The organism is Cupriavidus phytohabitans (assembly GCF_017815025.1).
Classification (GTDB): Bacteria; Pseudomonadota; Gammaproteobacteria; order Burkholderiales; family Burkholderiaceae; genus Cupriavidus.
Map to the genome: position 1 here is coordinate 137082 of NZ_JAGIQB010000011.1, position 24811 is coordinate 161892.

The 24811-nt window shown below is 68.8% G+C and carries 26 protein-coding genes; 14 read left to right on the top strand and 12 right to left on the bottom strand.

Annotation, left to right across the window (positions count from 1 at the left end; genetic code table 11):
• The 4 genes from J8I34_RS10210 to J8I34_RS35240 all read right to left on the bottom strand — a co-directional run bounded on the left by J8I34_RS10210 (position 1) and on the right by J8I34_RS35240 (position 3172).
• Positions 1-933 (bottom strand): glycosyltransferase family 2 protein, encoded by a 933-nt coding sequence (locus tag J8I34_RS10210; RefSeq protein ID WP_029045102.1) that lies wholly within the window; start codon positions 931-933, stop codon positions 1-3.
• A 77-nt stretch (positions 934-1010) separates the two neighbouring features.
• Complete coding sequence (locus J8I34_RS10215) at positions 1011-1964, bottom strand: helix-turn-helix transcriptional regulator (RefSeq protein ID WP_029045101.1); 954 nt, start codon at positions 1962-1964, stop codon at positions 1011-1013.
• A 701-nt stretch (positions 1965-2665) separates the two neighbouring features.
• Complete coding sequence (locus J8I34_RS10220; RefSeq protein ID WP_029045100.1) at positions 2666-2980, bottom strand: YXWGXW repeat-containing protein; 315 nt, start codon at positions 2978-2980, stop codon at positions 2666-2668.
• Positions 2981-3046: 66 nt separating this feature from the next.
• The gene (locus J8I34_RS35240; RefSeq protein WP_029045099.1) at positions 3047-3172 is read right to left on the bottom strand and encodes a hypothetical protein; all 126 of its coding nucleotides are present in this window, start codon (positions 3170-3172) and stop codon (positions 3047-3049) included.
• A gap of 574 nt (positions 3173-3746) precedes the next feature.
• On the opposite strand from J8I34_RS35240, the gene J8I34_RS10225 reads away from it, so the two are divergent.
• A complete protein-coding gene (locus J8I34_RS10225) occupies positions 3747-3884 on the top strand; it encodes a hypothetical protein (protein ID WP_198030780.1) in 138 nt (45 codons plus the stop codon).
• 125 nt (positions 3885-4009) lie between these two features.
• Here the strand turns inward: J8I34_RS10225 and J8I34_RS10230 are convergent, their stop codons facing one another.
• Both J8I34_RS10230 and J8I34_RS10235 read right to left on the bottom strand, forming a co-directional pair.
• On the bottom strand, positions 4010-5302 hold the full coding sequence (locus tag J8I34_RS10230; RefSeq protein WP_209805969.1) for a cyanate transporter: 1293 nt from the start codon (positions 5300-5302) through the stop codon (positions 4010-4012).
• Positions 5303-5312: 10 nt separating this feature from the next.
• A complete protein-coding gene (locus tag J8I34_RS10235; RefSeq protein ID WP_209772720.1) occupies positions 5313-5780 on the bottom strand; it encodes a nucleoside deaminase in 468 nt (155 codons plus the stop codon).
• Between the two features lie 151 nt (positions 5781-5931).
• Here J8I34_RS10235 and J8I34_RS10240 point away from each other — a divergent pair, with 151 nt between their 5' ends.
• Positions 5932-6822, top strand: coding sequence for a LysR family transcriptional regulator (locus J8I34_RS10240; protein ID WP_029045097.1), 891 nt, complete (start codon positions 5932-5934; stop codon positions 6820-6822).
• 7 nt (positions 6823-6829) lie between these two features.
• Here the strand turns inward: J8I34_RS10240 and J8I34_RS10245 are convergent, their stop codons facing one another.
• Positions 6830-7021 (bottom strand): hypothetical protein, encoded by a 192-nt coding sequence (locus J8I34_RS10245; protein ID WP_029045096.1) that lies wholly within the window; start codon positions 7019-7021, stop codon positions 6830-6832.
• A 263-nt stretch (positions 7022-7284) separates the two neighbouring features.
• On the opposite strand from J8I34_RS10245, the gene J8I34_RS10250 reads away from it, so the two are divergent.
• Entirely contained in the window at positions 7285-7980 is a 696-nt protein-coding gene (locus J8I34_RS10250; protein ID WP_029045095.1) for a phosphoribosyltransferase, read from the top strand.
• A gap of 34 nt (positions 7981-8014) precedes the next feature.
• On the opposite strand, the gene J8I34_RS10255 is transcribed toward J8I34_RS10250, so the two are convergent.
• From J8I34_RS10255 to J8I34_RS10270, 4 genes are all read right to left on the bottom strand, one after another.
• Positions 8015-8572 carry a LeuD/DmdB family oxidoreductase small subunit gene (locus J8I34_RS10255; protein ID WP_209805960.1) on the bottom strand — a complete coding sequence of 186 codons (558 nt, stop codon included), beginning with the start codon at positions 8570-8572 and terminating at the stop codon, positions 8015-8017.
• Positions 8573-8627: 55 nt separating this feature from the next.
• Complete coding sequence (locus J8I34_RS10260) at positions 8628-9947, bottom strand: aconitase/3-isopropylmalate dehydratase large subunit family protein (RefSeq protein ID WP_209805961.1); 1320 nt, start codon at positions 9945-9947, stop codon at positions 8628-8630.
• Positions 9944-10996 (bottom strand): tripartite tricarboxylate transporter substrate binding protein, encoded by a 1053-nt coding sequence (locus J8I34_RS10265; protein ID WP_209805962.1) that lies wholly within the window; start codon positions 10994-10996, stop codon positions 9944-9946. Before J8I34_RS10265 ends, J8I34_RS10260 begins: the two co-directional genes overlap by 4 nt.
• A 90-nt stretch (positions 10997-11086) precedes the next feature.
• A complete protein-coding gene (locus tag J8I34_RS10270) occupies positions 11087-11869 on the bottom strand; it encodes a GntR family transcriptional regulator (protein ID WP_029045092.1) in 783 nt (260 codons plus the stop codon).
• A gap of 712 nt (positions 11870-12581) precedes the next feature.
• Between J8I34_RS10270 and J8I34_RS10275 the strand changes: the two genes are divergently transcribed.
• From J8I34_RS10275 to J8I34_RS10310, 8 genes are all read left to right on the top strand, one after another.
• Complete coding sequence (locus tag J8I34_RS10275; RefSeq protein WP_209805963.1) at positions 12582-14120, top strand: hypothetical protein; 1539 nt, start codon at positions 12582-12584, stop codon at positions 14118-14120.
• A gap of 188 nt (positions 14121-14308) precedes the next feature.
• Positions 14309-14743, top strand: a complete 435-nt coding sequence (locus tag J8I34_RS10280) for a hypothetical protein (RefSeq protein ID WP_029045090.1) — start codon at positions 14309-14311, stop codon at positions 14741-14743.
• Positions 14743-15441: a C39 family peptidase gene (locus J8I34_RS10285; protein WP_029045089.1), complete on the top strand. Its 699-nt coding sequence runs from the start codon at positions 14743-14745 to the stop codon at positions 15439-15441. Before J8I34_RS10280 ends, J8I34_RS10285 begins: the two co-directional genes overlap by 1 nt.
• Positions 15442-15451: 10 nt before the next feature.
• On the top strand, positions 15452-16330 hold the full coding sequence (locus J8I34_RS10290) for a hypothetical protein (protein WP_029045088.1): 879 nt from the start codon (positions 15452-15454) through the stop codon (positions 16328-16330).
• A gap of 75 nt (positions 16331-16405) precedes the next feature.
• Positions 16406-17842: an acetate kinase gene (locus J8I34_RS10295; protein ID WP_209805964.1), complete on the top strand. Its 1437-nt coding sequence runs from the start codon at positions 16406-16408 to the stop codon at positions 17840-17842.
• Between the two features lie 227 nt (positions 17843-18069).
• The gene (locus tag J8I34_RS10300; RefSeq protein WP_029045086.1) at positions 18070-18582 is read left to right on the top strand and encodes a hypothetical protein; all 513 of its coding nucleotides are present in this window, start codon (positions 18070-18072) and stop codon (positions 18580-18582) included.
• Positions 18583-18857: 275 nt separating this feature from the next.
• A complete protein-coding gene (locus tag J8I34_RS10305) occupies positions 18858-19994 on the top strand; it encodes an ABC transporter substrate-binding protein (RefSeq protein ID WP_029045085.1) in 1137 nt (378 codons plus the stop codon).
• A gap of 77 nt (positions 19995-20071) precedes the next feature.
• Positions 20072-20869 (top strand): SDR family oxidoreductase, encoded by a 798-nt coding sequence (locus J8I34_RS10310; RefSeq protein ID WP_209805965.1) that lies wholly within the window; start codon positions 20072-20074, stop codon positions 20867-20869.
• A 64-nt stretch (positions 20870-20933) separates the two neighbouring features.
• Here the strand turns inward: J8I34_RS10310 and J8I34_RS10315 are convergent, their stop codons facing one another.
• Entirely contained in the window at positions 20934-21839 is a 906-nt protein-coding gene (locus J8I34_RS10315) for a LysR family transcriptional regulator (protein WP_029045083.1), read from the bottom strand.
• A gap of 113 nt (positions 21840-21952) precedes the next feature.
• On the opposite strand from J8I34_RS10315, the gene J8I34_RS10320 reads away from it, so the two are divergent.
• The 3 genes from J8I34_RS10320 to J8I34_RS10330 are packed head-to-tail and all read left to right on the top strand — an operon-like array spanning position 21953 to position 24685.
• Positions 21953-23314, top strand: coding sequence for an acyclic terpene utilization AtuA family protein (locus J8I34_RS10320; RefSeq protein ID WP_209772689.1), 1362 nt, complete (start codon positions 21953-21955; stop codon positions 23312-23314).
• Positions 23315-23324: 10 nt separating this feature from the next.
• Positions 23325-23681 (top strand): AtuA-related protein, encoded by a 357-nt coding sequence (locus J8I34_RS10325; protein ID WP_209772686.1) that lies wholly within the window; start codon positions 23325-23327, stop codon positions 23679-23681.
• Positions 23682-23716: 35 nt separating this feature from the next.
• On the top strand, positions 23717-24685 hold the full coding sequence (locus tag J8I34_RS10330; RefSeq protein ID WP_029045080.1) for a Bug family tripartite tricarboxylate transporter substrate binding protein: 969 nt from the start codon (positions 23717-23719) through the stop codon (positions 24683-24685).
• Positions 24686-24811: the final 126 nt, after the last annotated feature.

Consider the following 24811-nt stretch of genomic DNA (forward strand, 5'->3'; position numbering starts at 1 on the left):
TCAGGCCATGGATCCCGGCAGGCTCGTGCCGGCTGCTGCGCCGCGCGCCTGCGGCTGCCGGTCGGCGCGCAGCAGCGCCCACAATTTCCGTGTCGTGTCCCATGCCGGCGTCGTGCCATGCCAGCCTGCGTGGCGCACATTGCGCGCCAGCATATGTGGCAGCGCCACCGCCAGGAACAGCGCCGCCCTGACCGGGCGGTGCTGGCTGCGCCCGTAGCGGCGATAGGTCACGTACAGGCGCGAGGCTGCGCTGGCCGGCTCGGTGTCATCGTCATGGCCGACGGAGACCGTGTACTGATTGACCGCGCTTGGTACCAGCGCGATGCGGTGGCCGAACTCGTACACCGCGCGGCCGACTAACTCGCAGTCCTCGTAGCCCGCCGCGAGCTGCTCGCAGAAGCGGACATGGTCGAACAACGCGCGCGGGAACACGGTGCTGTGGAGCACCACTGAGCACAGCCGCTCGCCATGGCTGTAGTCCAGAGACGGGTAGCCCAGAAAGGCTGCCTTGCGCGGCTTGCCGCGCTGTCCCTGGCACATGTCCGTGCCCGTCACGATCAGCGGTGTGGCGCAGCCCGATGCAGTGCGGTGCATGTAGTCGTCGGCCAGGCAGTCGGCCATCTGCTGCAGGAAGGTTGGTCCCAGCCGTGTGCGGTCGTCCAGGAACAGCACGTGCGAACCGGTGGCAACGGGCAATATACGGTTGCGGTTTGCGGCCCTGGTGCGGCGCGGACCTTCCAGATAGGTGATGTCCGGATAGTCGTGGCGCATCATTTCGCGCGTGTCGTAGCCGTGACTGTCGTCCGTGACGATCAGCTGATGCGGCGGCATGGTGGAATCGGCTACGGATTGCAGCGTGTGCCGCAGGCTTTCAGGTTGGTCGCACGTGGCGACACACACCGAAAAGGTCGGCAGGAAAGTGCGTGCCGGCATGTTTGACCCCCCTGGTGATTCTCAGATCCAGGCACTGCGCCGGCCCGTCTAGCGCGGGTACGGCGCAGAGTCTGGCGCTACAGCGCCGTGCTGGTGGCCTGGAATGCGGCGTCGCCACCGCGGGATGCGACTAGCGGGCGCGCGCTGCTGTCGCGCGAAAAACGTTCGTCGCCGCTGACCCACTCCAGCGTCGCGCCGCGCTGCAGGGCGGCGTAGACCGCTTCGCCCTTGTTGCGCACCTTGAGCCGCTGGTACAGCGTGCAGGCGTGGCTCTTCACCGTGGCCACCGAGATATTCAGCATGCGGCTGACCGTCTTGATCGGGTAGCCGCGTGCCAGCAGCACCAGCACTTCGTACTGGCGCGGCGTGATCTTGAGCATTTCCGCTTCGCCATAGCTCGGCTCTTCCTCGGCGATCGGCACGGGGCTGGCGGCAGCTGGCGCGGGCAACGGCTGGCCCGGCCTCAGGTCGGTCAGGTCGCGCACCGCCACGCTAGCGCGCGGCGTGCTGCGCTGCGCGCTGGCGCATGAGGCGAGCGAGAGCGAGTCGGTGGGCATGGCCGCCGGCAAAGGCAGCGGCGCGGCAGAGGCAAGCGACTGCACCGCCGGAAAGGCCGAGCGCGAGGCGGAAGGCGTGGTCCCGGTCTCGGCCGAGAACAGCAGGCCCTGCACCCCAGATATGGCCAGGCGGATGGCCGCCTCGATCACCGCCAGCGAAGCTGTTTTCGGCAGGCAGCCGCACACGCCGCGAGCGCTTTCCGGATTGGGCACGTGCAAGGGCAGTACGTCGGCCAGGATCAGCACGCGCTGCGGCTGCAGCACGGCCTGGGCCTGTTCGAGTTGTACCCAGCCCGGGCCGGATTCGGCGGGCATGCCGAACACGAGCAGGTCTGCATGGTGGTGCCGGCTATCCAGCCTGGCGATATCCGCTGGCGCAATGGCTGCCACCTGGGCGGATTCCTGGATGTTCTCGAGCATCTGCAACAGCCCGAGCCGGAGCAGCGGATGCTCCTCGATCAGCAACGCGTTCATTGACTTCACTCCCCGTTACTCGGGAGCGGACTGCGGGGCGCTTTGCGTATGGAGGGCAGTGCAGGACCTCAGCCACCATGGTGTCTGAGCGCGTGTGTGACCCCCATGCTTCCATGCCCCGGCAGTCCCGTTCTTCTGGATGGAACTTGTCGATGGCTGGATGGTTGACCCGAACCCGAACCCGAAAGATTCTCGCTCCTAAATCGGCTTAAATTCATCTTATGGGCTGGTTGGGTGGATTGCAAGCGAGCTGAATTGGAACGAGACAGGGTTGGAATGACAGGCTCGTCATAATCCTTTAAGAATTCACCCGAATGCGCCATCCCAGGTTCCGCAAACGCCGCCCCGGCTCTGGGTTTCAGCAGTTTCAACGATGTGACACCCGGATTTAATATGGTTGCAACGCTGAAACAGATCGCATTTTCCGAAGCCCTTATGAGAGCGGTTGCTAACCCTATAGTGGGGTGTACGGAATATATGGCGCATGCAGGTGGCGCAATTATGAAACGGCAACTGGATACCGCGTTTCGTAATATATCTGCGCGATTTATTACGCGCTCGGGCGCATGGACTAGTGCTTCTGGATGAGCCGTGACTACACCCTAGGCATGAGACCTGGGAAGGCCACCGCGCAGGTCTGCACCCGGCTTGCCACCGACTGCTTCCGGCAGGGTGGCAAGCCGGTATCGGGACCCAGTCCGTCAGCGGCTCCAGTGGCCGGGACGCATGACCCAGCCCTGCGGTCCGCGCACCCAGCGGTCGGGCACGAAGCGGTAGCCCGGGCGCTGCGCCTGCCAGTAGCCGGGGCGCCAGTCGTAGCGGCCGCGCGCGCCGACCCAGTGGCCGGGCACCCAGACCTGGCCACGGCGCGCGGCGGGATGCGGCTCGTAGCGCGGCGGCGGCGGATGGCCATAGCCGTGGGCCACGGCGGTGGGATGGGCTTCGGCGGGGGCGATGAGTCCGAAGGCGCCGCCCGTGGCGAGGACGGCTGCGGCAAGCATGAGCTGGCGTTTCATGGGATGACTCCTTGTGGGCGGTCGTTGTCAGGCAATCAATCATCAATCCGGGGATCAACCCAAGGATCAATACCGGTCGTAGTGATGGTGGTGGCGGGGCGGCGGGCCGCCGCGCGGCGGCACGACGATGCAGGCGGAAAGCAGCGCGGCCGTGGTGGACAGCAGCACGACCAGGGAAAGGGCTCGTTGCATTTCTGGGCTCCTGGCGGGATCGCGTTGGACACGGCTTCAATGTAGCGACCGGCCTCCTCGCTGCGTGCTTGCACTTGTAAGGCTGTCTCACATGGCGCTGAACCGCGCGGGATCGGGCGCACGGTGCCTGGCGATGGCTGCGGAGCCTTGCGCGGCAAGGCGTGCCGGACGCGGGAGCGGCACTGGCGAAGGGTGCAGCAATCCCACGGATGGCGTAATGTGACGTTACATCGGAAATAGATCTCGCAAGCAAACGTGGGCGCCGAGGGGCCGCCAGCGTTCCGTTCTGGCGGCGGGTGCATTGCCGCGGTGACGCAGAAACGGGTACGGCCGGTGGCAATGCTGAGTCCTTGCTGAGTCCTTGCCGAGTCGTTGCAAGAGGGGCCGAGCCGGTGCAGCATGCGTCAGCATGGCTCGCGCTGCGTGCCGGGCGGGCTTCGTACGGTGCGTGCGGGATGCCAGTAGTACGGCCACCCACGGGTACTGCGCCAATGGCATGAAGCTTGCACCTCGCGGAGTGCCAGACGGTCGTGCCGGGAAGCGGAATCTGTCACGTGTGCTTGAAGGAGGCGCCATGCCAATCATGCTCATCGTGCTTGCCTTGCAGTTTTTGCAGGGGCTGTCGCCGCCCGCCGCGGCGCTGTTCGCGCTGCCCCAGGAGCTGGAGGCGCCGGATGCCACGGCCACGGTCGAAACCGCGCTGAGTCGCTGACCTGCCGCCAGGGCGGCGGCATCGCGAGCGCGATCGATTTCCGCATGGAGTTCAGCGCGAAGCCGATCCCCATGGGAAGCGGGTGCGCAGCGAGATGTTGGGCAGGTTGCTGCCCGACAACATATCTACCGGGGCTCGACGGACGCTGCGGCATAGGTCGCGCTGTAGGTCGCGCTATAGGCCGAGCAGTAGCCGGCCGGGTTCAGGCGCAGCGTCAGCACGCCCACCAGCGCGGCGCAGCCGAGGTGGTACCACCAGCCCGCGGCAAAGCCGCCGGTATTGGCTTGCAGCATCGCAGTCAGCCACGGCGCCAGTGCCGCCAGCAGGAAGCCGCCGCCCTGCATCAGCGCGCTCAGTGCGCCGGCGCTGTTCGGGTCGGGCAGGTGGTCCAGCGCCACCACCAGGTACAGCGCGAAGCAGCCGCCCAGCCCGGCGCCACCGATCGCGGCCCATGCATACGGCGCCGCGTCGGGCCACAGCGCGAGCCCGGCAAAGCCGGTCGCCTGCATCGCCAGCGCCAGCACCATCCACGCGCGCCGGTCGACGCGGCGGGCCGCCAGCGCCGGCAGCAGCAGCGCAGCGCCGGCCTGCGCCACCGCCATCAGCGCCACCAGCGCGCCGCTCGCAGGTGCGCTCCAGCCATGGCCCTGGTAGAACGGCGCCAGCCACGCCACCAGCGAGGCATAGCCGCCATTCATCACGCCGAAGCATCCCATCAGCAGCCATGTGCGCGGCCGCCGTAGCAGGGTGCGCGCCGCGCCCGCGGGCTGGCTGCGTGACGCTGCGTGGTCCGGCAGCCGGTTGTTGCGATGCGCGCGCGGCAGTGCCACCCAGGCCAGCGCCAGCGCGGCCAGCGCCGGCAGTGCCCACAGCGCCAGCGCCTCGCGCCAGCTGCCGGACAGCGCCGTCACGTAGGGCGAGAGTTGCGCGCCCAGCGCGCCGCCACCCATCAGCGCGGCCGAGTACAGCCCCATTACCGGGGCCACGCGGCCGGGAAATTCCTGCTTGACCAGTCCGGGGCAGGCCGCCTGCACCACCGCCACGCCCAGCCCGCACAGCGCCGCCGAGCCGATCAGCCAGCCACCGTCGGTCACGCCGAGGCGCAGCGCGCAGCCCGCGCCCAGCAGCACCAGCGCACCCAGCACCGCGTTGCGCGCGCCCAGGCGGGCGCACAGCGCGGGACCGAAGAACGCGCCCACGCCCATCAGCAGCATCGGCAGCAAGGTCAGCCAGGCCATGCCCTGGTACGTAAGCCCGGTGCCGGCGCGGATCGTCGGCGCGAGCGGCCCCACCGCCGTCAGGAACGGCCGCAGGTTCAGGCCGATGCCTGCCACGGCGGCCAGCACCAGCCAGCGCGCCGGTGCCCTGCTGCTGCGCGTGCATGCCGCGGCGCCGGCGAGGTCGGGCGCCCGTGCCATGTCCGCCATGTCAGCCTCGCGGGGTATGCGGGGCGCGGGGGCCGTAGAGCTGGGCGGCGGACAGGTCTGCCGGCACGCGCGTCAGCGGCAGCGGCGGCGGATCCAGCGGCAGGCGCAGCGCCTGGTAGGCGGCTTCGCTGGACAAGCCGTAGGGCGCGGCGTCGTTGTTGTCGAAGGCGTAGTAGACCGCCTGGACCCCCGCCATGGTCATCGCGGCCAGGCACATCGGGCACGGGTGGCCGCTGGCGTAGACCACGCTGCCCCGCAGGTCCGGACGACCGAGCTTGCGCGCCGCGGCCCGCACCGCTTCCATTTCGGCGTGGGTGGTCGGGTCGTGGCTGTGCACGATGTCGTTGACGCCGGTGGCCACGGCCTGGCCGTCGATGGCCAATATGGCACCGAAGGGACGCCCGCCGCGGTCGCGGTTGGCCGCGGCAAGGCGCACCGCCTCTCGCATGAATTCCTGGTGAGTGGTCATGTTCTGTACAGGGATTTTTTATAAGTGAGTCCACGCTCGCAAGACTTGCGGCATGGCAACTGGCAGGGTGCCCACTGTACGCGGGGGCTTGGTGATTGGGAAATTAAATGATGAAATCACCGGCAGTGGAAAATCCAATGGAAGGCCGGCCATGCAGGACCCCCGACTCGATCCCGTGCTGTTGCAGAGTTTTGTCGCCGTGGCGGAAAGCGGCAGCTTTACCCGCGCAGCGCAGCGCGTGCACCTGACCCAGTCAACCGTCAGCCAGCAGGTGCGGCGGCTTGAAGACCAGCTTGGCTGCGTGCTGCTGGACCGTGGCGGGCGATACGTGGTGACGACGCCGGAGGGTGAGCGCCTGCTGGGCTATGCGCGCCGCCTGCAGCAGCTGATGGCCGAGGCGGTCGGGCAGCTGCGCCAGAGCGCCGGGCAGGGCGAGATTCGCATCGGTGTGCCAGAGGATTTTGCCGCGCGGCCGCTGACGCCGGTGCTGGCCGGGTTTGCCGACGACTGGCCCGGGGTGCGCCTGGAAGTGACCAGCGGTATGAGCCACGAGCTGTGGCAGCGTTTCCAGGACCGCGAGCTCGACCTGGTGCTGGTCAAGCAGCGCGTGGCGCAAGCGCCGGGCATGGCCAGCTGGCCCGAGCCGCTGTGCTGGATCGACAGCCGCAGCCGACCGGCGGTGGCGCGCGATCCGGTGCCATTGGTGGCATTTCCCGCCGGCGGGCTGTACCGCGGCGAGATGACGCACGCGCTCGACGCCGGCGGGCGGCGCTGGCGCATCGCCTTCGTCAGCGCGAGCCTGGCCAGCATCCTGGCCGCGGTGGCGGACGGGCTCGGCATCACGCTGCTGCCACGGCGCCTGGCCACGGCGCATCACCAGGTGCTGGACGGCGGCGGCTGGCCGGCGGCGGTGCCGGACGTCGAGCTGAGCCTGCACGCGCAGCCGGACCTGCCGGCCCCGGCGCGCGACATGGCCGCGCGCCTGGCCGCACTGTGCGAGCGTGTCATGAGTTCCGGCGCGGCGGCGCCGGACGCCGGCTAGCGGCGCGTCAGCCGAAGTATTCGTTGTAGTAGCGGGTGCAGGTGCCGGACGGCCGGAAGGTGTATGGCAGTTCGGCAAGCGCCGCGGCTTCGAGCGAGCCGAAGGGGATGTCGGGCGCGTTCAGGCTGGCGGCTTCCGTGGCGTCGGAGGGATGGGCGGGATGGTGGGCAGGATGCTGGGCGTGGGCTTGCGAAGTCATTTTGCGGTACGTCGAGGCCGGCCGGGCCGGCGATTGGCAACGCAACCATCCTAATGCGCCGGCGCGCCGGGATCAGCCCCCCTGCGTTGAACACACTGTTGCGCAATCGTGTCCAATCGCGACGGTTTGCGTGACGTTGACCGCGGATGAAGGCGACGCGCCGGTTGCGCGGACGCCTTCCGCGGCAAGGTCTATATTGGCCGGAGGGCTACCATTCGGTGCCCCGGCCGGAACCTGCCGGCCAGCCAAACCGGGAGCGCGCCATGCCAGTCCCACCGTGCTTTGCCGATCGCCGCGAAGCCGGCCATTACCTCGGCCGCCGCCTGGCGGAACTGGGCTTCGGCGCCGACAAGCTCGGCCAGCCGGCGCTGGTGCTGGCGCTGCCGCGCGGCGGCGTGCCGGTCGCCTTCGAGGTGGCGCGCGCGCTCGGTGCGCAGCTCGACGTGCTGCTGGTGCGCAAGATCGGCGCCACCGGCTACCCGGAGCTGGCGCTGGGCGCCGTGGTCGAGGGCGATGCCGGCGGCGGCGGGCCGCATACGGTGGTGAATGACGATCCCTGGGCGCGCCGCGCGGTGGAAAGCGGCAGCTTCGATGCCGAACGCGGGCGCCAGCTCGATGAGATCGCCCGGCGCCAGCAGCGCTACCGCGGCGGCGCGCCGTTGCCGGCGCGGGCCGGGCGTACCGTGATCGTGGTCGATGACGGCGTCGCCACCGGCGCGACCATGCGCGCCGCGCTGGAAGGCGTGCGCATGGCCGGCGCCGCACGGGTGATCGCGGCCACGCCGGTCGGCGCGCAGGAAGGGCTGGCCACCCTGGAGCCGGCGGCCGACGAAGTGATCTGCCTGAATACGCCGCCCAACTTCGGCGCGGTCGGCTCCTTCTACCTGGATTTCACCCAGACCAGCGACGACGAGGCGCTCGGGCTGCTGCGCCAGGCGGCCACCACGCGCGCGGGCTGACGCGCCAGCGGCAGCGTCAGCGTAAGCGTAAGCGTCAGGCCCGGGCGGCCAGGCGCCGCTTCAGATGCGGCACCAGCCCGCCCGCGCCGAGGATCTCGCGCAGGAAATCGGGGATCGGCTCGCACGCCACCGTGCTGCCGTCGTCCAGGCGCAGCAGCGCCGTTTCCAGGTCCAGCGCCGCCCGCGCGCCGTCGGCCAGCCGGCCGGCCTCCGCGCACACCAGCACCGGCAGTCCCAGGTTGATCGCGTTGCGGTAGAACAGCCCGCCGAACGACAGCGCCACCACGGCACCCACGCCGAGCTCGCGCAGCGCCTGGGGCGCCTGTTCGCGCGAGGAGCCGATGCCGAAGTTGGCGCCTGCTACCACCATATCGCCCGGCTGCACGCTGCCCGGAAACTCCGGGCGCAGCGATGCCAGGCAGTGCCGCGCCAGCACGGGCAGCGGCGATTTCATCAGCACGGCGGGGGCCATGGCATCGGTGTCGACGTTGTCGCCGAAACGCCAGATGCGGCCGGCCGGGGTGGGGGCCGGCGTATGGGTCGGCGTATGGGCCGGTGTATGGGCCGGATTGGGGGCGGCAGGAGCAGTCATGCAAGAGGTCAGGCCCGCCGGCGCAGGCGCGCGGTCAGGCCGGGTCGTTATGGTTTTATGCCAGCAAGGTGCGCGGGTCGGTAATGCGGCCGGTGACGGCGCTGGCGGCCACGGTCATCGGCGAGCCCAGCCACACCGCGCTGCCGGCATCGCCCATGCGGCCGGAAAAGTTGCGGGCGGTCGAGGCGATGGCGCTGCTGCCGGCGGGAAAGCGCGCGGCGCCATAGCCGGCGCAGGCGCCGCAGGCGTTGGGCAGCAGGCTGGCGCCGGCCTCGGCCAGGATCGCGAGCGTGCCTTCGCGTTCGGCCTGCTGCTGGTCGCGGCGCGAGGCGGCGGCCACCTGCAGCGTGACGCCCGGCGCGACCCGGCGTCCGCGCAATACACGCGCGGCCATGCGCAGGTCTTCCAGCTTGGCGCCGGTGCAGGCGCCGAGGTAGGCGATCTGCACCGGCTCGCCGGCGGCCTGGTCGACCGGCGCACTGTTGGCCGGCGAATGCGGCGCGGCCACCTGCGGCGCCAGCGCCGCGGCATCGAAGCGGTGGTGCGCCAGCACCGGCGCCTGCGCGTCGGTGCGCCAGTGCGACAGGTCGATCTGTGCCAGCACCTGCGCCGCCACGCCGGCCTGTGCCAGCCAGTCCAGCGTGACCGCATCGGGGGCAACCAGGCCGGTCTGCGCGCCCAGTTCAGCGCTCATGTTGGCCAGCGTCATGCGCTCCTGCATCGGCAGCGCGGCAACGGCGCTGCCGGTGTACTCGAGCGCTTCATAGCGTCCGCCGCCCAGGCCGAGCGTGGCGCACAGGAACAGGTTGATGTCCTTGGCGCAGACCCCGGTTGCGAGTACGCCGTCCCATTCCAGCCGGATCGTGTGCGGTACGCGCAGCCAGATCTGGCCGGTGGCGAGCACGCCGGCCATCTCGGTGGCGCCCACGCCAAACATGTAGGCGCCGAACGCACCGCCGGTCGGACTGTGGCTGTCGCCGCCGACGATCAGGCGGCCCGGCAGCACGTGCCCGCGTTCGGGCAGCACCACGTGGCAGATGCCTTCGGCATCGATCAGCTCGGCGCCGGCCTGGCGCGTCCAGTCGCGGGTGAAGCGCAGGATCGATTCGGCCTGGGCGTCGCCGCCCGGCACGAAGTGATCGGTCACCACGACGTAGCGCGACGGATCCCACACGCCTACGCCGAGCTCCTGCAACAGCGGCGCGACGCGCCGCGGGCCGCTGGAATCGTGCGACATCGCCAGGTCGACCTGGCACATCGCCACCGTGCCGATCTCGGCATAGTCCAGGCCGGCCGCGCGGGCGACCAGCTTCTGGGCCAGCGTCGCCGGCCTGGCCGTTGCATCAGGGCAAGGCGAGTCCGCAGGCACGCTCATTCCGGCGATGCCCCCGAATACTTGACCACCGAGGCCCAGCGCTTCACGTCTTGCTTGACGAAGGCAGCAAACGCCTCGGGCGCCATGCCCACCGGCTGCGCACCGTCATTTTCCAGGCGCTTGCGCACCCCGGGTGACTCCAGCCCCTTGCGCGCCGCCTGGTAGAGCGCCTGCGTGACCTCCGCGGGCATGCCGGCCGGCCCGAACAGGCCGAACCACGCGCTCGACTCGAAGCCCTTGACGGTCGCGCCGATCGGCGCCGCGCCCGGGAACTGCGACATCGGCGCGGGGCTGGTCACGCCCAGCACCTTGAGCTTGCCGGCGCGCACGTGTGGCAGCACGTTGATCGTGCTGGCGAACATCAGCTCGCACTGGCCGGCCAGCACGTCAGTGAGCGCCGGCGCGGTGCCCTTGTATGGAATGTTGACGATATAGGTGCCGGTCATCATCTTGAACATGTCGCCGGCCATGTGCAGCGACGAGCCGACCGAGCCGATGGCGAAATTCAGCTTGCCCGGCTCCGCGCGCGCCAGCCGGATCAGCTCGGGCACGTTACTCGCAGGCAGCTTCGGCGTGGCCACCAGCACGCTGGGCACGGTGGCGACCAGCGTGACCGGCGTGAAATCCTGCACCGGGTCGAAGGGCAGTTTCTTGTACAGCGTGGCGTTGATGGTGTGGCTGGTGAAGCTCATCAGCAGCGTGCTGCCGTCCGGCGCGCTCCTGGCGACCAGCTCGGCGGCAATATTGCCGCCCGCGCCGGGCCGGTTCTCGACCACCACGGACTGCTCCAGCAGTTGCGACATCTCCTGGGCGATGGTGCGCGCCAGCGTGTCGGTAGTGCCGCCGGCGGGCGCGCCCACCAGGATCCGGATCGGCTTGCCGCCGGCGACCTGGTTCTGGCCTTGGCCCTGCGCCTGCGCCGCGGCGGCAAGTGGCAGGATCAGCCCGCAGGCGGCCATGGCGGCAACCCGTCGCAGCGTGGTGCGGCGAGCCGGCACAGGCGGAGACTGACGGATCGGGCTGGATGAAACCGGGCGGAACACAGGCATGACGATTCCTCGCTTGATGTGATCGGGAGTGCGCAGTATCGCCCGACTCGGGTGTCCCCGCATCCCTCGCCTCGCGGCGCACGGACGGGATCAGTCGCGCAGGCCGGGACGGGTCTCGCTTTCCACCCAGACATTGGCGCTGTCCACGCCGGCGGGCGACAGCTCCATGCGGTACTCGTAGCGGTCGGGGCGGTACTGGCCGAGCAGCAACTGCACCGGGCGCCCGCCTTGATCCTTCACTACGCGGCGCACCGCCAGCAGCGCGCCGCCCACCGGTACGTCCAGCAGCGGCGCCACCACCACGTCCGCCAGGCGCGCCGACAGCACCTGGCTGGCACGGCCCAGCTTGACGCCACCGGCTTCGAGCAGGCGCAGCACGGGGGTTTCCTCCAGCGCCTTGCGCGAGATCGGGCGGCCCAGGTCCGCCGGCAGGTAGACGGTGATATGCGACAGCGGCCGGTTGCGGTAGTGGCGCACGCGCACGATCTTGACCACGGGATCCCCCGGCTGGATCCCCAGCGACTCGGCCACGTCGGGCGTGGCGTGGACTTCGTCGATCGAGATCACCTTCACCGACGTCTTCTGGCCCATGTCGATGATGTTGTCGAGCAGGCTGGTGCCGCGTTCCTCGGTAGCCGACGCGGGACGCACGGGGTGCGGGTTGACGAAGGTGCCGAGCCCGCGATGGCGCCGCACCAGGCCTTCCTGCACCAGCCGGTCGAACACGCGTCGCATGGTCACGCGCGAGGCGTGGAACTGCTTGGCCAGGTCGATCTCTCCCGGCAGGGGACCCTGGCCGAAGCGTCCTTCGACGATCTGCTGGCGCAGTACCACGTAAATCTGGTGATACAGGGGAACGACGGCTTCACTCATGGTTTCCCTTGTGGAGAGAGATGACAAGTCTGTAATGCCTCTAATGTACTTTAAATCAGACATAGAGCCTAGCATGGATAGCGGCTGAGCCGCTTCGGATACAACGTCCGCGCGCGCCGCTTCACCATGACCTCCGCATTGCGCCAAGCCGGTGGCCGGTCATACGGCGGCGTCATGCGCGTGCCGGTGGCACTGCGCGGGAGCGGGGGTGGCACGCCACCTGGTGAACGTGCGGATGACCGGAAGCAGGCGGCGAAAAGCGGACATCCCCCCTATGTGGGGCAGCGCACACGGGAGACGGAGGCGGCACCCCGGAAATCGTGTTTCAGGCCCGATACGTGGCATGGCGCATCGGGCAACTCCCAGCGTTATCAGTAAGCCTTTGAAATCCAATGGATTTTTTTAGAACCCCGGCGTAGCCCCTGAGCCGCTTGGGGGGGCGCTGTCACAGCGGTGTGACATGTCGTTTGACGTGCACAGCGAGCGGGGTCGCATTGATGGCGCAAGCGGCCAGAAAGTTCCCCGGCTGCCACCGGCGAGGCCTTGTATTACAAGGGTTTGCCGCCTCACGTGGCGAGGCTGGCACCGATTATGCGCTAGGGGTGGTCGGTTTGGCAGTTGCCGGACCTGAACCTCCAGCCGTCGTTCCGGACTTGAGCGCCGGCCGGAGGCTGAGCCGCAGTGACACTGTGAATACTCCTGGGAGCTAGGAATGAAAAAGACCTTACTGGCGTCGGCGATTGCCATGGCATTTGCGGGTTCCGCATGGGCAAATCCGACCACCAACAATGACGGCGTAGGGGGTGGTGGCGACAACAACCAGACCGCCACAGCCAACTCGACGCAAAGCGGCAGTGGCGCAGCGGCGAACGAGTACTCGAAGGCCATCCAGAAGAACGACAACAGCACCGACAGCAGCACTGACACCCGGACCACCACGGTCACGAAGTCGAAGACGAGTACGAAGACCAAGACCAATTCCGACAACCGCCTGAAGGCCTCGGCTGACGGCATCGGGACTGCGGCGGCTGTTGGTGGCGCCGCATCGTCCAGCATCGCCAGCTCCTTCAACAAGACCACGGCAATTGCGGTCAGCAAGCTGAATGGCACCGTGAGCGGCAACAACATCTATGGCATTGGCAACGTTGCCACGAACACCGGTAGTGCCAACGGCGGCACCGGCTACGGTGGCAAGGGCGGCACGGGCGGCGCCGGTGGCACTGGCCAAGGTGGTTCGGGCGGCAACGGCGCGGTCGGCGCCGCGGGCGGTAGCGCCAGCGCTACCAATGGCAGCGCCACGGCTGGTTGGGCCAAGGCCGGCACGGCCATCGCAGGCGACGGCGGCGACGGCGGGCGTGCCTCCAACTGGGGTGCCAATGGCGGCGACGGCTATGGCAAGGGCGGCAGCGCGCTTAGCGCGGCAGGTGCTGCGGGAGCCAGCGGTGGCGACGGCTTTGGCAAGGGTGGCGGTGCTCTGAGCGCTTCGCTCGGTGCAGGCGGCCGGGGCGGCAGCGCCGGTGCGATCGGCGGTGATGCCCTGGGTGCCAGCGGTGCCCTTGGCGGTCTGGCCGGTGCGGTCGGTGGCTCGGGCGGCTCGGGCGGTTCGGGCGGCAGCGCCAACGGTCAAGGTGCCGACACGGGCGGTGCGGGTGGTGCGGGCGGTGCCGGTGCCGGCGCAGGCGGCGCGACCGGTACCAACACGGCTGGTGCAGGCAGTGGCACGGGCGGTGCGGCGACCGCTGGCGGCGGCGCAGGCGGCGCCGGAACCTCTACCGCAACGGCGACCGGTGGTGCGGGCAGCGGCTCCGGCGGTGCCGGCGGCACGAACACCGCTGGCTCGTCGTCAACTGGCGGCGCTGGCACCGGCACTGGTGGTGCGGGTGGCACGCAGACTGCTTCCGGCGGCGGCGGTGGCGCTGGCGGCGCGGCAACTGCAGGCACTGCCAGCACCTCGGCCTCGAACGGCAGCGCTACCACGGGTAGCGGCGGCGCCGGCGGTGCAGGTGGCGCTGGCGGTGCGGGCACCGGCGGTACCGGTGGCGTTGGCGGTGTCGGCAACGGCGGCGCCGGCGGCGCTGGCGGCGCTGGCGGATACGTCGTCGTCACCACAGGCGACTTCAACATGTCCAACCTGATGACCAGCGTCGGTCAGTCCGCGGCGGGCATCATGATGGCGAGCCAGAACAGCGGCGCCGCCTCGCTGACGCAGATGAGCGTGAACGTGCAGGCCAACGTCAACGCTGGCCCCTGATACGCGCAGACTCGGCCCTGCCTGAGCTTCTTGCGAGGGCGGGCCGGCACTTCGCGATGCCATGTCGGCAGGACCGGCGCCCGCATCCTGTGTGCGGGCGCGCGGATCCTGTCACGTCCACGCAAGCCTATATGCCTTAGTGCCGCCCGGGACAGGGTACGTGCACGAGGCCTGGGGAGGATGACACCATGCAATCGGTCCGCATTGCCGTCAGTGCGTTTGCGACGGTCCTACTTGCCTGTCCTGCACTGCAGGCAAGTGCAGAGCCGCCAGGGCTGGATCAGGCCATGGCAGCCGCACGCAGTGTTGCAAGCGTCCCGCAGGAGACTGTTGCTCACACGCAACCTTCAGCCGCAGCCGACACCACATTGTTCGGCGGGGTGGCGAAAGCTGTACCTGTGACTAAACTAGATGATATCCGCGGTGGTTCGGAAGTTACTGTCAACGACATGCGCTTGCACGGCACCGTGGCCGAGAACGCGGCGGTCAACGTGTTGTCCGGTGCGAACAATATTGCGGATGGCGCGTTCGCGAGCGCCTCTGGAATTCCTACGGCAATCCAGAATTCCGGCTCCAACGTGCTGATCCAGAACGCCACGATCCTCAACGTCCAGTTCAAATAATGAAGCTGCTGCGAAAACTGTTGGCGTCTGTAACGTTCGCTCTGGTCGCGGGGGCCACCCCCTGTGCCCACGCCGCAGACACGCTTTTCTACGGTCCGTCAGGCGAACCCTACAACGTCAGGGTCACCAGCGTTCGCGAAGCGCGCTTCAAATCCACGATCCGGCAGCAATACGACTTCAGCTGCGGCTCGGCCGCGGTGGCCACGCTGCTGACCTACCAGTACGGCCATCCGATGAACGAAGCCACGGTGTTCCAGAGCATGTATCTCAACGGCGACCAGGCCAAGATCCGCGCCGAAGGGTTCTCGCTGCTGGACATGAAGCGCTTCCTGGCCGCGTTGGGCTATGAAGCAGACGGCTATGAATTGCCGCTTTCCAAGCTGGAAGAAACGCAGGTGCCGGCCATTGTGCTGATCGCCGAGAATGGCTACCACCATTTCGTGGTGATCAAGGGTGTGAAGGGCAACCGCGTGCTGGTCGGTGATCCGGCCCGCGGAACACGTGCCATGTCACGCGAGCACTTCGAAAAAGTATGGGAAAGCCAGCTGTTGTTCGTGATCCACAACCGCACGGACAACGCGCGCTTCAACCTGGCCGCGGACTGGCGCCTGGCGCCCAGCGGCCCTTACTGGATGGGAGTCAACCGGGATAGCCTGTTTTTCACTGTCATGCCCAAGCATGGCGTTGGCGATTTCTGAGGAATGCATCATGTTGCAGACTTCCCTCCCGACCCCTGCAGCGCCTCGCACCGCCACGGCGGCGGCCGCGATGCTGCTTGGTGCGGGTCTGGCCTGTGCCGGCGTGGCACATGCCAGTTCGCTTGACCAGCCCGACCGGCTCGACCCGTCGGCGCTGCCATCGCAGGCAGCCGCTTCGGCCCGCGATACTGACACACCCGTGGCTGCCGCGCGCGGCAGCATGGCCGGCTGGAAACCGGTCGCACATGAAAAGCTTGACGAGATGCGGGGCGGATTCGAGATGCCGAACCTGCAAGTTTCGTTCGGTATCGAACGCGCGGTGTATATCAACGGGGCCCTGGTCGTCGCAACCAGCATTAACATCCCGGACGTCGGACGCATCACCGCAGAACAGGCGGCGCGCCTGGCGACGACACTGGGTCCCGCCATTGTGGCTTCCACGAACGCCGCGGTCGATAGCGCGCTAGCGGGTCTCACGGGCGGTGCTCAGGGAAGCGCGAACGGGTCGGCCGGCAGCGCGAGCGCCGGCGCTGCGGCGTCGACCAGCGGTGCGGCCGGTGCTGCCGCGTCTGCGTCCGCGTCGGCCAGCGGCAGCAGTGCCAGCAGTGCCGGCGCTGCCGGCCCGCCCATGACGGTGGTCGGGACCAGCACTGGCCAGGTGGCGACCAACGGCTTGTTGAACGTGATCCAGAACGGCCCTGGCAATTCGGCCGCGGTAGGGTCGCTGGCGGGTACGCCCACGACGGTGATCCAGAACAGTCTGAACAACCAGAGCATCCGGAGCCTGATGACAATCGACGCAAGCGTGAATACGCTGCAGGCTTTCCGGTCGCAATTGGCCAACACGACGCTGCAGGATGCGTTGATGCGGGCCGCCAGCATGAGGTAATCGTAGCGAAGCAGCAGGCAGTACAGGTTGCGGGCTCCTGACAATAGCCCGCCCGTCCCGGGGGAGGAAGACGTGATGAAGAAGCGGTCGATGCAGGGCATCCGGAGCGCCGGATGCTCGACGTTGCTGTTGCTCGGTGGCCTGGCGCAGGCCCAGACCCCGGATGCGGGCGGACCCGCGGCGGGCCTGGAAATGCTGCAAAGGGAACTCGCCGAACAGGCCACCCAGCTCGACGCCATGAAGCGGGCACTGGCCGAACAAGAGGCAGTCATCCGCGAGCTGCGCAGCGTCATCAGCAATGAAGTGCTGGCCACCAAGCGCGGCGGCCAGGGTGTCGGCGGCGGCGTGTCGCCGTCCAACAACGCCACCAATGCCGCCACCGCTGCGGCGGCGGCCAGCGCGGCGCAAAGCGCGCCCAACGCGGTCAACAACCCGCAGCAGATCACGCTGCAGCCGCCTCAGGATGTCGCGCAGGGCCCGCAGGCGGGCGAGTCCGCCAACCCGCAGACCGTGGCCGTGGAAGAACCCGTGGGCCGCCCGCCCGAGCGCGAAACCCGGCCGCCCGAGATCGCGCCGATCATCGACCAGCCCGGCGTGCTGACCGCGCAGGGCAAGCTGGTGGTCGAGCCTGGCTTCCAGTACGGCTACTCGTCCAACAACCGCGTGGCGCTGGTGGGCTACACGGTGATCCCCGCGATCCTGATCGGCCTGCTCGATGTGCGCGAGGTCAAGACCTCGACCTACATCCCGTCGATCGCGCTGCGCTATGGCGTGACCAAGCGGCTGGAAGTCGAGGCCAAGGTGCCTTACGTGAAGACCTCGGGCTCGACCATCAGCCGTGAAGTCTTCACCGGCACCGCCGTCGACAACGTATTCAATGCCAGCGGCGCCGGCCTCGGCGACGTCGAGGCGACGGTGCGCTACCAGCTCAACTACGGCAACGAGAAGATGCCGTACTTCGTCGGCTGGCTGCGCTACAAGTCGGCCACCGGCACGGATCCGTTCGAAGTGGTGACCGATTGCGTGACGCGCTGCGTGGGCAACACCACCGGCACCGGCCTGCCGCTCGGGCTGCCGACCGGCACCGGCTTCCAGGCCATCCAGCCGGGTATCACCTGGCTGCTGCCGACCGACCCCGCGGTGTTCTTCGGTACCTTCAGCTACCTGCACAACTTTGCTCGCGACAACGTCAGCCGCACGGTGCTCAACGGCCAGACGGAGAACCTGGGCAAGATCGCCCCGGGCGATATCTTCGAGTTCAGCTTCGGCATGGGCCTGTCGCTCAACGAGAAGGCCTCGTTCAGTATCGGCTATGACCAGGCCATCATCTGGCCGACCAAGCAGAACGGACAGACCGTGCCGGGCTCGGTGCGCATCACGCAAGGCACGCTGCTGGTGGGCTACTCGTACCGCTTCAACGACCGCTACACGCTGAACCTGTCGGTGGGTGCGGGCCTGACGCGGGACACGCCCGACCTGCAGGTGAACCTGCGCCTGCCGATCACTTTCTGAAGCGGCTTTCGCCGCGCTTTTCCAGGCGTTTCTTACCCACGTGACGCGTGCCTTGCACCAGCAGGGCACGCGTGCGCTTCACATGCGCGTGCGCGCGCGAAGCGACCCGGCGGTTGCCTTGCGCTTGCCACCCGAACGGCGTACAACGAAATAACCCCGCGCCGTCAGCGGTACTTTCTCACCTGGTCTACCCACACCAACGGCGCGGCCTGAACAAGGAGAGAGACATGCGCAAACGCATCTTCTGGTTGTTGCCCGACGTGGCAAGCGCCCGGCGCACCATGGACGACCTGCTGCTCGCCCGCGTCGAAAACCGCCGCATCCACTTCGTGGCGCGCGACGGCGAAGACATGACGGGCCTGCACGAAGCCAACCTGTTCCAGACGTCCGACATCGTCCATGCCGCGGAAATGGGCCTGATGGTCGGCGGCGGCGTGGGCGTGGTGGCTGGCGTGGTGGTGGCCATGTTCCCGATCGTCGGCGATACGCCGCAGTGGGGCCTGGTCGGGGTGCTGGCGGTGCTCGGCGCGGTGTTCGGCGCATGGGCCGCGAGCATGATCGGCAGTTCTGCGCCCAACAGCCGCCTGCGCGCGTTCGAGAAGGACATCGAGGCGGGCAAGATCCTGCTGATGGTCGACGTGCCGCGCGGCCGCGTCGAGGAAATCGAAACGCTGCTGCAGAACGCGCATCCGGAAGCCCGTTTCGCCGGTCTCGATCCGGCCGTGCCGGCCTTCCCCTGATCCGTCCGCAGCAGGCCTTGCCGTCGTGAGGGCAAAGGCCATCCGCAGTCTCTCGCGCGCCCCCGCGTGGCGCGCCTTGACGCGCATCTCTTAGCGCGTGGCTGGCCACACCGGAACCGCCATCCGGTTCCGGTGTGATGCCGCTGCAACACCCCTCCACCTCCTGTTTGCCCTGGCCTGACGCATGCGGTAATTTTCGCAACGGCGCATGGCTATTGCCGTGCGCAGCGCGCGCAATCGTGCAACAGAAGAACGACATACCAGAGGGGACAACGATGAAGGCGAAATGGATCGCGTGCGGCGTGCTGGCCGCCACGCTGGGATGGGCCGCCCAAACGGCGCAGGCGGAACCGGGCGTGACCCGCAACACCATCCGCATCGGCCAGTCGGCCGGCATCACCGGCCCGGTCGCCGGTTCGGTCAAGGAGCAGATCGCCGGCGCGCAGGTGTACCTGCGCTCGGTCAACGCCAGTGGCGGCGTGGCGGGACGGCGCATCGAGCTGGTCACCTACGACGATGGCTTCGATGCCAAGCGCACGCCGGACAATGTGCGCAAGCTGCTCGACGAAGACAAGGTGTTCGCGCTGTTCATGGTGCGCGGCACGCCGCAGAACGAGAGCATCCTGCCGCTGGTGGCCGAGCACAAGGTGCCGCTGGTGGCGCCGCTGACCGGTGCGATCACGCTGCACCGGCCGGTGAACCGCTACGTGTTCAACGTGCGCGCCAAGTACCAGGATGAAGTCGCGCGCGCGATCAACCACCTGGCCACCACCGGCATGAGCCGGATCGGCATCTTCCACACCACCGACGGCTTCGGCCAGGACGTGCTCGAAGGCTATACCACCGCGCTGCAGGCGCGCGGCGTGCAGCCCGCGGCGGCCGTCAGCTTCGCGCGGCCGATGGGCGACATCAGCCAGGGCGTTGCCACCATGAACAAGGCCAACCCGCAGGCGGTGCTGGTGATCGGCTCGGGCTCGGAAGCCGCGCGCATCATCCGCGAGCTGCGCCGCGCCGGCAGCCAGGCGCAGTTCGTCACGCTGTCGAACAACGCCGCCGACTCCTTTATCCGCGAGCTGGGCGACGATGCGCGCGGGCTGATCATCACGCAGGTGGTGCCGGGGACCAACTCCAGCCAGATGACGCTCGCCAGCGAGTACCGCAACCAGGCCCGGCAGCAGGGCGTGGAGCCGTCCAACGCCGGCATGGAGGGCTTCATGTCGGCGAAGGTGCTGGTGGAAGGCCTGCGCCGCGCCGGGCCCGAGCCGACGCGCGAGCGCCTGGTCAGCGCGCTCGAAGGCCTGCGCGACTATGACCTCGGCGGCATCCTGATCAGCTACAGCGCCGCGCGCCATACCGGCTCGTCCTTTGTCGAGATGTCGATCGTCTCTTCCACCGGCAAGCTGATCCGCTGAGCGAGCGGGCGGACAGGCCTGCGGGGCAGGCTGGCTGCGCGCAACGTGGGCCGGCCTGCTGCGGTATATTCGCCCGCATGGCTACTCCTATCTCATCCCCCGACGCCGCTGCGCGTACCCCGTTTTCACTGCATGGGCGCGTCGCGCTGGTGACCGGCGGCGCGCAGGGCCTGGGCCTGGCGATTGCCGCCGGGCTGGCCGATGCCGGTGCGCATGTGCTGGTGGCGGCGCGCAGCGAGGCGCGCGTGCACGACGCGGTCGCCACCCTGGCCGCGCGCGGCGGCAGCGCCGAGGCGCTGGTGCTCGACATCACCGATGAAGCGGCGGTCGAGGCAGCGTTCGCGCGGATCGATGCCGCCCATGGCCGGCTCGATGTCCTGGTCAACAACGCCGGCGCGCGCAACCGCAGCTCGATGGCGCATCTCGATGCCGGCGACCTGCGCGAAATGCTCGAGACCAACCTGGTCGCGCCCTATACGCTGTGCCGCCACGCCGCGCAACGGATGCAGCGCGGCCGGTACGGCCGCATCGTCAACGTCAGCTCGATCGCGGGCCAGGTCGCGCGCGCGGGCGACGTGCTATATCCCGCCACCAAAGGCGGGCTGGATGCGCTGACGCGCGCGCTGGCCGCGGACCTGGGCCGCTTCGGCGTCACCGTCAACGCGATCGCGCCCGGCTACTTCGCCACCGAACCGAACCAGCCGATGGTCGACGACGAAAGCGTGGCCGAGTGGCTGCGCCAGCGTACCTCGCTGGGCCGCTGGGGCCGGCCGGATGAGATCGCGGGCGCGGCGGTATTCCTGGCATCGCCGGCGGCGTCGTATATCACCGGGCACGTGCTGGCGGTCGACGGCGGCTACCTCGGCCACTTCTGACCAGCCGCAAACGGCAAAGCGTACCCAATTCTGCGTGCCAGTCCGCGAGGGTGATGGGGGCGGGTCAGCGCCGCGCCGGAGCCTTGCCGCCGCGGTAGAACGCCTGCAGGCTTTCGATCATTGCCGCGGCGGCCGCGGAGTCGCCGCGGTCCTTCATCCGCACCAGGCAGATATCGCGCACCAGTGACGGCAGCTGCAGCGGCCGGATCGCCAGGCCCTCGCGCCGGAACTGGAACAGCGCCAGCGACGGCACCGCGCTGATGCCGAGTCCGGCCTGCACCAGCGCCGCCACGGTCGCCAGGTGCTCCACCTCCATCACGCTGTGTACCCGCAACGGGTGCAGTGCAGCGTCGAGATGCTGGCGCACGCTGGTCGTGCGCGACAGCTGGATAAACGGCTCGCCCGCCAGGGCTTGCGGCGCGATGCGGCGCTTGCGCGCCAGCGGATGGCCGGCCGGGCATACCAGGTGGAAGGTGTCGCGCACCAGCGGCTCGACGCGCAGGTCGTCGTCCTGCGCCGGCGCGGGTGCCAGCGCGAAGTCGGCGCGGCCCTGCCGGACCAGTTCGATGCAGCCATCGGCCAACTGGTCGAACAGTTCCAGCACGATGCCTGGGTAGCGTGCGCGGAACTGTGCCAGCAGCGGCGGCAGGTCGCCGCCCGCCAGCGACGGCAGCGCGGCGATCGACACGCGGCCCTTGCGCCGCTCGGCGTGCGCGCGCAGGTCCTCAAACGCCGCTTCGAAATCCGCCAGCAGCCGCCGCGCGGTCTGCTCGAAGCGCACGCCATCAGTGCTCAGCTCAACGTGGCGCGTGGTGCGCTCGAACAGGCGGCTGCCGGCCTGCTCCTCCAGCGTCTGCACCAGTGCGCTGAAGGCCGACTGCGACAGGTGGCAGGCGCGCGCCGCGCGGGTGAAGTTGCGGTAGGTCGCCAGCGCCACGAAGGCGCGCAGGTGCTTGACCGACAGGTTCATCGAGGATTCGTACTTATCCAATAAGACGATAGATTAATCCAAATAATCCGTTTTTTGGCTGGACGGGTGCGGCCTAGAATGGCTTCGACCCAGCCAACAACCTTGCCCCGACCATGACTGCTCCCTTGCTGATCGGCTCCGGCGCCGGCTTCTCCGGCGACCGCACCGACGCCGCATTGCCGGTGGTGCGCACGCTGATCGCCGCCGGCCAGCCCGCGGCGCTGATCTTCGAGACGCTGGCCGAACGCACGCTGGCGCTGGCGCAGCTGGCGCGGCGCAACGATCCCGCGCACGGCTACGAACCGCTGCTCGATGCGCTGCTGGCGCCGGTGCTCGGCCTGTGCCTGCAACATGGCATTCCCATCATCGGCAATTTCGGCGCGGCCAATCCGCAAGCGGCGGCGCGGCGCGTGCTGCAGCTGGCGGCCGAACTCGGCCTGCCGGTGCCGCGCGTGGCGGTAGTGGAGGGCGACGATCTCTCGCACGACGCCGGGCGCGCGCTGCTCCAGGGCATCCTTGGCGACGCCTTCGACGCCGAGCGCTTTGTCTGCGCCAACGCCTATATCGGCGCACAAGGCATCGCCGCGGCGCTGGCCGGCGGCGCGCAGGTCGTGGTGTGCGGCCGCGTCGCCGACCCGGCGCTGGCGGTGGGTCCGGCGATGGCGCATCACGGCTGGTCGTGGCACGACTGGGACCGGCTCGCCGCCGCCACCATGGCCGGCCACCTGCTCGAGTGCGGGGCCCAGGTCACAGGCGGCTACTTTGCCGATCCCGGCATGAAGGACGTGCCCGATGTCCACGCGCTTGGTTTTCCGATCGCGCAGCTCGCCAGCGACGGCGGCATCGAGATCTTCAAGGCAGCCGATACCGGCGGCTGCGTCGACCTGCGCACGGTCAAGGAGCAATTGCTGTACGAAGTCCACGATCCGGCCGCGTACCTGACCCCTGACGTAGTCGCCGACATTGGCGCCGTCATCGTCACGCAGATTGGCCCGGACCGCGTGGCGGTGCGCAACGTGCGCGGCCACGCCCGCCCGGCGCAGCTCAAGGCCAATGTGTTCAGCCACGGCGGCTGGCTGGCCGAAGGCGAGATCTCCTATGCCGGCCCGAACGCCGCTGCCCGCGCGCGCCTGGCGGCCGACATCCTGCGCCGGCGCATGCAGATGCTTGGCCACGACGTGCCCATCCGCTTCGACCTGATCGGCGTGCTCAGCGTATTCGCCGACGACGCCGGCGCGATGCTCGCCCGGCGCCAGCCGTCCGAAGCCGAAGCGCAGGACGTGCGCCTGCGCGCGGCGCTGGCGCATGACGATGCCGCAGTGGCGCAGGCGCTGCTGCGCGAGGTCAACGCGCTCTACACCTGCGGCCCCGCCGGCGGCGGCGGCGTGCGCACGGCGCAACGCGCGCGTCTTAACGCCGTGTCGTGCCTGGTGCCGCGCGAAGCCGTCACCGCCACGCATCGCTTCATCGCCTGAGGACGACGCCATGACCACGATCGATACTGCCACCGCCGCGCTCTACCAGTTCGCCCACGGCCGCACCGGCGACAAGGGCGACCGTTCCAACATCAGCGTGATCGCCTACGACGCGCGCGACTACGAGCACCTGGTTGCCCAGGTCACCGAGGACGCCGTGCGCGCGCTGTTCAGCGAGCGCCGGCCCAGCGCCGTCACGCGCTACCTGGTGCCGTCGCTGCACGCCATGAACTTCGTCATCGACGGCGTGCTCGACGGCGGCGTCAATGACGCGCTCAACCTCGACACCCACGGCAAGGCGCTGTCATTCCGCCTGCTGCAGCTGCAGATCCCGCTGCCGCCGCGGCTGGCGCCGGCCGCACCCTGAATCCGCACCAACAACGATTTCTACAGGAGACAACGATGCACCGATTCCTCAAGCCACTGGCCGCCGTCGCGCTGTGCGCACTGGTCCTGCCCGCCGGACAGGCGTGGGCCGAATTCCCCGACAAGCCGATCCGCTTCGTGGTGCCATTCGCCGCCGGCAGCGCCACCGACCAGCTCGCGCGGGCCATCGGCCAGGCCATCACGGTGGACAGCAAGGTCACCGTGGTGGTCGACAACAAGCCCGGCGCCAACGGCTTTATCGCGGCGTCTGACGTCGCCAAGGCCGCGCCCGACGGCTACACCGTGCTGATCAGCACCAACACCACGCATGCCGCCAACGAGCACCTGTTCAGGAAGCTGCCATACGACCCGGTCAAGGACTATGCGCCGGTGACCGCGCTCGGCCGCGGCGGCCAGATCATGGTGGTCAACCCCCAGGTGCCGGCCAAGACCGTGGGCGAGTTCATCGCGCTGGCAAAGAAGCAACCGGGCAAGCTCAGCTTCGGCAGCGGCAGCTCGTCGTCGCGCATCGCCGGCGAGCTGTTCCAGCAGATGGCGCACGTCGAGCTGCTGCATGTGCCGTACAAGAGCAACCCGCTGGCGATCACCGACCTGCTCGGCAACCAGATCCAGATGATGATCACCGACACCGCCACGGGCCTGCCGCAGGTCAAGAGCGGCAAGCTGCGCGCGTTGGGCGTTTCGGGCAAGGCACGCTCGCCGCTGGCGCCCGACGTGCCGACCATCGACGAGGCCGGCGTCAAGGGCTATGAGATGAGCTATTGGTTCGCGGCGTATGCGCCGGCCGGAACGCCGCAGCCCGTGGTGACCAGGCTCAACGCGCTGATGGTGAAGGCCGCGCGCAGCGACACCGCGGCCAGCTTCTACCAGTCGACAGGCACCGAAGTGTTTACCAGCACGCCCGCCGAGCTCGCGAAATTCCAGGCGCAGGAGTCCGGCAAGTGGGGTCGCATCATCAAGGCGGCGAATATCCAGCCCGAGTGACGACGAGCCGTTGCAAGTTCGCATGAATGGAAAACGGGGCCGCGTGGCCTAATGGCGTTCAGTTAAGGTCCTTTCTGAGGTACCGGACGGTGTAGCGCTTAGGCAGGGCTTTGACCACACGGGGGC